The following is a 6,601-nucleotide window of genomic DNA, read 5'->3' as shown; positions in this document are numbered from 1 at the left end:
CCCCGCCGTGTGGCGGGGGCCTTCCGATGTGTGGTCCCGGCTGGGTTCGAACCAGCGACCTTCCCGGTGTGAACGGGACGCTCTTCCACTGAGCCACGGGACCGTACGGCCTGCGTGAGCGCCGAACGAGGAGAAACGGTAACACGTCGGTGGAAGTGCTCCCAACACGGACCGCAGCCGGCTCGGTGACCGACGGGCGTGACTGGTGTGACGCCAGGGAAACACGGTGTGAACAGCGGATTTGTGACTTCCGGGCGACGTGGGCTAATGTTTCGAACCGCACCACGGAGGCGGAAACGCAGCCGGGGAGTGTGCGGACGTGGCGCAGCTGGTAGCGCACAACCTTGCCAAGGTTGGGGTCGCGGGTTCGAATCCCGTCGTCCGCTCGAGGGTATCGGAATCCCGGTTCACAGGGCTTTCGTCACCACGGTGGAGTGGCCGAGTGGTGAGGCAACGGCCTGCAAAGCCGTGCACACGGGTTCGATTCCCGTCTCCACCTCGTTACCCGTCACCGGGTCCCGCGCGATTAGCTCAGCGGGAGAGCGCTTCCCTGACACGGAAGAGGTCACTGGTTCAATCCCAGTATCGCGCACCACATCGAAAAGCCCCTTTCTTCGGAAGGGGGCTTTTTCGTGCGTTCAGCCCACCCGATATTGCTCGAACAGCTCGTCCACGTGTCGGGTGGCTGCCTGATCGTCGACGTACTCGACGCCGTCCCGTTCGGTCACGTGAACGTGGTCGTGCGCGTACTGGATCCACTCGAAATCGGCCACCAGCTGATCGCTGCCGTAGGCGCCGGCCTCGTCCACGGCCGTCTGGATGGCCGCCTTCACGCGGTCGACACGTCCGGTGAAGTACTGCGCCGTCATCTGCTCGGTCATGTCTGTCCTTCCCTCGGGTCGTGTCCCATCCTGCGCGCCCGGACGGCTCCGGTGTTGCGAACGACACGTCTCGGCGGTGACGGAGGCCGAAGACACAACGGTGCGGACGGTGGCGATCCGCCGAACCGGGTCGGCTCCCCCGTCGTTGGTGATTGACTGTTCCCATGCCTAGTTGGGGATGGTTCGTGGTCGCACTCGTGATCATCGACCTGGCCGTCGTCATCACGTGGTTCGCCCTGCGTCACCGCACTCGTTCCGCTCGACTGGACGTGGCTGCCGACCGCCATCCGGTCGACCCCGACACTCGTACGGCGGCCGCCGCGCTGGTGCAGGCGAGGAAGCCCGCACAGGCGATGGCACTGCTGCAGAAGAGCACCGGGATGCCGCTGCGGCAGGCCAAGGATTATGTCGACGCGATCGGCGTCGAGGATCGGGCCCACGCGCTCCACAACGAATCGGCGTGACGATGCCACCCGTCGCGTCGGCGGCGACCGCAGCGGACCTGACAGACCTCGCAGCGTTGGCGGCGCGCACCTTCCCCCTGGCGTGTCCGCCCGGCACGCTCCCCGAGGACATCGATCACTTCGTCGCGACGGTGTTGTCCGAGGCAGCGTTCGGTACGTACCTCGAGGATCCGGACCGCATCGTCACCGTCGTACGCGGAGACGACGGTCCGGTCGGGTACACGATGCTGGTCTCCGCGGCTCCTACGGACCCGGACGTGGTGTCGTCGCTGACGGTCACACCGTCGGTCGAGGTGAGCAAGCTGTACGTCGACTCGGCCGAACACGGGTCGGGAATCGCGGCAGCACTGATGGACTCGGCCGTGCAGGTGACCCGGGACCTCGGTCGGCGAGCCTTGTGGCTCGGTGTCAACCAGCAGAATCTCCGAGCCCTGAAGTTCTACCGCCGCAACGGGTTCGAGCAGGTCGGCGAGAAGAGATTCGCTCTCGGCGCGGTGCTGCACGAGGATTTCGTCATGCAGCGTGTGCTCGACTGATCAGACGGACGCGAACCTCGACAGGGCGAGGAGTCGGGACGTCGCGCGCAGGTACTTCTTGCGGTAGCCGCCCTGCAGCATCTCCTCGGTGAACAGCTCGTCGAGCTTCGCTCCGGACACGGTGACCGGCGTTCCGGCGTCGTACAGACGGTCGGCGAGGACGACGAGTCGCAGGGCCACCGACTGGTCGGGCGCGGCGTGCACGTTCTCGATGAACACCCCCGTGACACCCTCGATGAGCTTGCCGTAACGGGACGGATGCAGCGTGCTGAGGTGCTTCACCAGCTCGTCGAAGTCGTCGAGCGTGGAGCCCTCGACTGCCGCCGCGGCGGCCTCGATCCGGTCGGCCGCCATCGGATCGGGGGCCGGCGGCAGATCGCGGTGACGGTAGTCGGGACCGTCGACCCGGATGGACTCGAAGATCGAGCCGAGCTTCTTGATCTCCCGGAGGAAGTCCTGGGCGGCGAACCGACCCTCGCCCAGCTGGCCGGGAAGCGTGTTGGAGGTCGCGACGATGGACACGCCCTTCGCCGCCAGCTCGGTGAGCAGACGGGAGACCAGCATGGTGTCGCCCGGATCGTCGAGTTCGAACTCGTCGATGCACAGGACGCTGTGGCCCGACAGTTCGTCCAGCGCCTTGGTGAAGCCGAGGGCGCCGACGACGTGAGTCAGCTCGACGAAGGTTCCGAACGCCTTGGGCTCCGGCGACGCGTGGAAGATCGACGCGAGAAGGTGCGTCTTACCGACGCCGAAGCCGCCGTCGAGGTACAGACCGGCGCCCGAAGCAGGCGTCTTCTTGCCGAACAGGCCGCGCTTGCCACCCGAGCGGATCTTCGCGACCTTGCCGGCGAACTCCTCAGCCTTGGCGACGGCTTCCGCCTGCGTGGGCTCGTTCGGGTCCGGGATGTAGGACGCAAAACTGACGTCGTCGAACATGGCCGGCGGCACCATCTGTGCGATCAACTGATCGGCAGGCACCACGGGATTGCGATCGACGAGACGTTCCGGCATGGAAAGAGGTTAACGACGTGGTGTGATGGCTTTTGTGCAGCGTATCGATAATGGGACCTACCTCACAGTGAACAGTGACGATCTGGTGGAGCTCTACGCCTACCCGACGGATCCGGGCACGCCCTGGATCAGGGTGAACTTCGTGGTCAGCATCGACGGAGCGGTGTCCCAGGACGGCGTGTCCGGCGGTCTGGGTACCGACGCGGACAAGACGGTCTTCGCGGCGCTCCGCGGATTGGCCGACGCGGTACTGGTGGGCTCCGGCACCGTCTCCGCGGAGAACTACGGCGGGGTGGTCGTGAGCGACGAGGTGCGCGCAGCGCGTGTGGCACGTGGCCAGCAACCGGTCCCGCCCGTGGTGGTGGTGACGGGCTCGGCCAACGTCGATCCGACGGCGGCAGTCGTCACCGATGCCGAGGTGCCCCCGATCGTGCTGACCACGTCCGACGCACCCGAGGATCGCGTCCGCGCACTGACCGACGCCGGGGTGACGGTGGTGCGGGGCGGCGAGACACTGTCCGGACACGCGGTGAAGTCCATGCTCGACGAGCTGGGCCTGTACCGGGTGTTGTGCGAGGGCGGGCCGGGGCTGTTCGGCTCACTTCTCGAGGCCGACGTGGTCGACGAGCTCTGCATCACGACGTCGCCCACCATGGCGGCGGGATCGGCAGGACGAGTGTCCACATCGGACAGTGCTGTCGACCGGCCCATGCTTCCCGCGCACATCCTCGTCGACGACGACGGCACGATGCTGGTCCGATGGGTGAGTAACCGCACGTCGTGACCGCGAACGATCAGAATGTCCGCCGGGGATGGCACTCTGGCGTCATGCAGCTGTCGAGTGTCGGGGGGCGACTGGCCGTCGTGGTGATGGTCGGTGTCGTCGCCGCAGCATGTGGCGCCGGCCCCTCGACGCGGCCGGACGTCGCCGTCGAAGGCGGGTCGACCGGTGGCGCCGTGCCGTCCTCGGACTCGGCCCCCGCCGATGCCGAACCGTTGCCGCTCGAGGCACCGATCACGGACCTGAACTGGTCGGACTGCACAGCGAGGACGACTGGGTCCTACGGTGTCGTGGCGGCGGCGGGAGTCGTCGTGGACTGCGCGACGTTCGCAGCGCCCATCGACCGGAACGTCGCGTCCGACGGCACGTTCGAGCTGTCCGCGGTCCGTGTGCGCCTGTCGTCGACACCGGCCGACGCGGTCCCGCTGGTCTACACCTCGGGTACCGATCGACCGTCGGCGGCAGACATCGCGGCCATAGCGGCGCAGCCCGACTCGTCGCTGCTGGCCACGCACCCGATCGTCGGTGTCGACCGCCGCGGGATCGGCAACTCCGCGCCGTTCGACTGCTACTCGGGGTTGTCCTCGACGCGGGACGCGTTGTTCGATCTGGGCCAGTTCTCCCCCGGCACCGATCCCGCCGACCGCGTGGCGACGCTCGCCCGCGACGCAACCATCGCGTGTACTGACTTCCTTCTTCCGGAGGCGCTGATCTTCGCGACTACCAACAGTGCCGACGACCTCGAGGCGCTCCGCGAAGCGTGGGGCGTACGGGCGCTGTCGCTGCTCGGGTCGGGCAACGGTGCGCTGGTCGCACTGGCCTACACGGCCGCCTACGGCGATCATGTCGCCAGACTGGTGCTCGACTCCCCCACCAGCGTGGTCACCGACGCCGTCAGTTCCGCCGAGCAGACGGTGCGCGGCGAGGAGGCTGCACTGACCGCGTTCTCGACACGCTGCGCCGCGATCGGGTGTTCGCTCGGTGCGGATCCCCGCGCGTCGGTGGTCGAACTTTTCCGGCGCGCCGATGCGGGCGAACTCGCCCCGCTGTCGGGAGCGACTGTCCGCGAGGCCGTCGTCCACCTGCTGTCGTATCCGTCGTCCGGGGACTCCGCGGCGCTCATCCGGACGGCGTCCGACACTGTCGCGGGCGCTCTCGCCGGCAACATCGCCGCTCTGGACGACACCGTGAACCTGGTGCGCTCGTTCACCGAGACCGACGGCCACTTCGTCAGCGTCTGCACCGACGGGCAGCAGTGGCCGGCGCCCGATCGCGTCCGTGAGCTCCAGTCGTCCTGGGCCGGGCAGTATCCCGCGTTCGGTGCGACCGCAGCACTGGACCTGCTCACCTGCTCGGCATGGCCGGCCACGACTCCCCCGCCCGTTCCGTCGACGATCGGTGTGCCGGTCCTCGTTCTCAGCGGAACCGCGGACGCGATCACCGGAACCGAACCGCTGCCGGCCGTCACCGGAGCGCTGGGGGCCGCCGGTGCGGCGACGACGACGGTGACGTGGGACGGCATCGGTCACCCCGTCACGGTGGGCTCTGGGTGCGGGCGTTCTGCTGTCGGTTCGTACCTCGCCTCGGGCGACTTGCCGGGAGGCGGGAATGCGTGTCCGGCCTAGCGGCCGGGGTACCGTCTCCGGGTGTCGTTCCGTCATCTCGAGCCGCGAACCGGTGAGACCACCGCCCAGGTGATCCGCTTCGCGTTGTGGCCCCTCGCCATCCTGACGGTCCTCAATCGCGTGATCGTCAAAGCCGTCAACGGCAACATCACCGACGACTTCCGTCCGGTCTACAACGCGGCGTTCGCCTTCCTGAACCGTCGCGAGGTCTACACCGCGAACTTCGACTCGGTGGACCCGCACTACCTCTATCCACCGAGCGGAACGCTGGTCATCGCACCTCTCGCGATTCTGGATCCGGAGCGCTCCCGGTGGATGTTCATCGGCGTCAACGCCCTTGCGGTCGTCGTCGCGCTGTACCTGCTGCTGCGGATGTTCGAGCTGAGCCTGTCGTCCGTCGCCGCGCCTGTCGTCTTGTTGGCGGCGTTCTCGACCGAGACCGTCACCAACACCCTCATCTTCACCAACGTCAACGGGTTGATCCTGCTCGGCGAAGTGCTGTTCATGATGCTGCTGCTCCGGCGTCGCTACTACCTCTCGGGTGCCGCCATCGGGCTCACGATCGCCGTCAAACCCACTCTCGCACCGCTACTGCTCCTGCCGCTCGTGCGCAAGGAGTGGCGCGTGTTCGTCACGGCCCTCGGCATTCCGCTGGTCCTGACACTGCTGGCACTGCCGCTGTCCGTCGACGCGGGCGCCTTCATCACGCACACGCTGCCGTACCTGCTCGAGTCGCGGGACTACTTCAACAGCGCGATCGTCGGGAACGGCCTCTACTACGGCTTGCCGACGGTTCTCGTCCTCGCGCTCCGCGCCGTCTTCGCCGCGATGGTGCTGGTGTCGCTGTGGCTGCTGTGGAAGTACTACCGGCACGACGAGCTGTTCTTCGTCGTCACCGCCAGCGGGGTCTTGCTGGTCGCGTCGTTCCTGCTGACCTCCCTCGGCCAGATGTACTACTCGATGATGCTGTTCCCGCTGATCATGTCGGTGGTGCTGCGCAACTCGGTCATGCGGAACTGGCCCGCGTGGTTGGCCGTGTACGGATTCCTCAGCTACGACAGTTGGTTGGTGGGCAGATTCCCGGAGTTCGGGCGCGCCATCGAGTACCTGCGCTCCACCTGGGGATGGTCGTTGCTGATCATCGTCGTCTTCGCCGTGCTGCTCGGCCGCTACCTGACCGCGCGTCGGGAAGGCCGACTCGATCAGGGCATCGATCCGGCGTTCCTGCTCGACCAGCCGCGGACCACCGCAGCGACGCCGTCACCTGCGGCGACAGCAGAGTCCGCGCCCACGCATTAGCGTG

7 protein-coding genes and 4 tRNA genes are annotated in these 6,601 nt (G+C 67.3%); 8 read left to right on the top strand and 3 right to left on the bottom strand.

Annotation, left to right across the window (positions count from 1 at the left end):
* Positions 1 to 31 precede the first annotated feature (31 nt).
* Positions 32 to 103, bottom strand: a tRNA-Val gene (locus RU01_RS01450).
* Between the two features lie 210 nt (positions 104 to 313).
* Here RU01_RS01450 and RU01_RS01445 point away from each other — a divergent pair.
* The 3 genes from RU01_RS01445 to RU01_RS01435 all read left to right on the top strand — a co-directional run bounded on the left by RU01_RS01445 (position 314) and on the right by RU01_RS01435 (position 595).
* A tRNA-Gly gene (locus RU01_RS01445) sits at positions 314 to 386 on the top strand.
* Positions 387 to 428: 42 nt separating this feature from the next.
* A tRNA-Cys gene (locus RU01_RS01440) sits at positions 429 to 499 on the top strand.
* A gap of 21 nt (positions 500 to 520) precedes the next feature.
* Positions 521 to 595 (top strand) — tRNA-Val (locus tag RU01_RS01435).
* A gap of 43 nt (positions 596 to 638) precedes the next feature.
* Here RU01_RS01435 and RU01_RS01430 read toward each other — a convergent pair.
* A complete protein-coding gene (locus RU01_RS01430; protein ID WP_042572683.1) occupies positions 639 to 881 on the bottom strand; it encodes a hypothetical protein in 243 nt (80 codons plus the stop codon).
* Between the two features lie 185 nt (positions 882 to 1,066).
* Here RU01_RS01430 and RU01_RS01425 point away from each other — a divergent pair, with 185 nt between their 5' ends.
* Complete coding sequence (locus RU01_RS01425; RefSeq protein WP_156148734.1) at positions 1,067 to 1,345, top strand: hypothetical protein; 279 nt, start codon at positions 1,067 to 1,069, stop codon at positions 1,343 to 1,345.
* A gap of 2 nt (positions 1,346 to 1,347) precedes the next feature.
* Positions 1,348 to 1,881, top strand: a complete 534-nt coding sequence (locus RU01_RS01420; protein ID WP_052493064.1) for a GNAT family N-acetyltransferase — start codon at positions 1,348 to 1,350, stop codon at positions 1,879 to 1,881.
* On the opposite strand, the gene zapE is transcribed toward RU01_RS01420, so the two are convergent.
* On the bottom strand, positions 1,882 to 2,892 hold the full coding sequence (gene zapE, locus RU01_RS01415) for a cell division protein ZapE (RefSeq protein ID WP_042572680.1): 1,011 nt from the start codon (positions 2,890 to 2,892) through the stop codon (positions 1,882 to 1,884). It abuts the gene before it with no gap.
* Between the two features lie 34 nt (positions 2,893 to 2,926).
* Between zapE and RU01_RS01410 the strand changes: the two genes are divergently transcribed.
* Genes RU01_RS01410 through RU01_RS01400 form a run of 3 tightly spaced genes read left to right on the top strand, consistent with a single transcriptional unit; the run spans position 2,927 to position 6,597 of the window.
* The gene (locus RU01_RS01410) at positions 2,927 to 3,676 is read left to right on the top strand and encodes a pyrimidine reductase family protein (RefSeq protein ID WP_082042792.1); all 750 of its coding nucleotides are present in this window, start codon (positions 2,927 to 2,929) and stop codon (positions 3,674 to 3,676) included.
* A gap of 44 nt (positions 3,677 to 3,720) precedes the next feature.
* Positions 3,721 to 5,298, top strand: a complete 1,578-nt coding sequence (locus tag RU01_RS01405) for an alpha/beta hydrolase (protein ID WP_042572742.1) — start codon at positions 3,721 to 3,723, stop codon at positions 5,296 to 5,298.
* A gap of 21 nt (positions 5,299 to 5,319) precedes the next feature.
* Entirely contained in the window at positions 5,320 to 6,597 is a 1,278-nt protein-coding gene (locus RU01_RS01400; RefSeq protein WP_042572678.1) for a glycosyltransferase family 87 protein, read from the top strand.
* Positions 6,598 to 6,601: the final 4 nt, after the last annotated feature.

This window comes from Rhodococcus sp. MEB064 (genome assembly GCF_000834565.1).
Classification (GTDB): Bacteria; Actinomycetota; Actinomycetes; order Mycobacteriales; family Mycobacteriaceae; genus Rhodococcoides.
The sequence above is the reverse complement of the archived record's forward strand: the minus strand, read 5'-3'. Positions and strand labels throughout refer to the sequence as shown.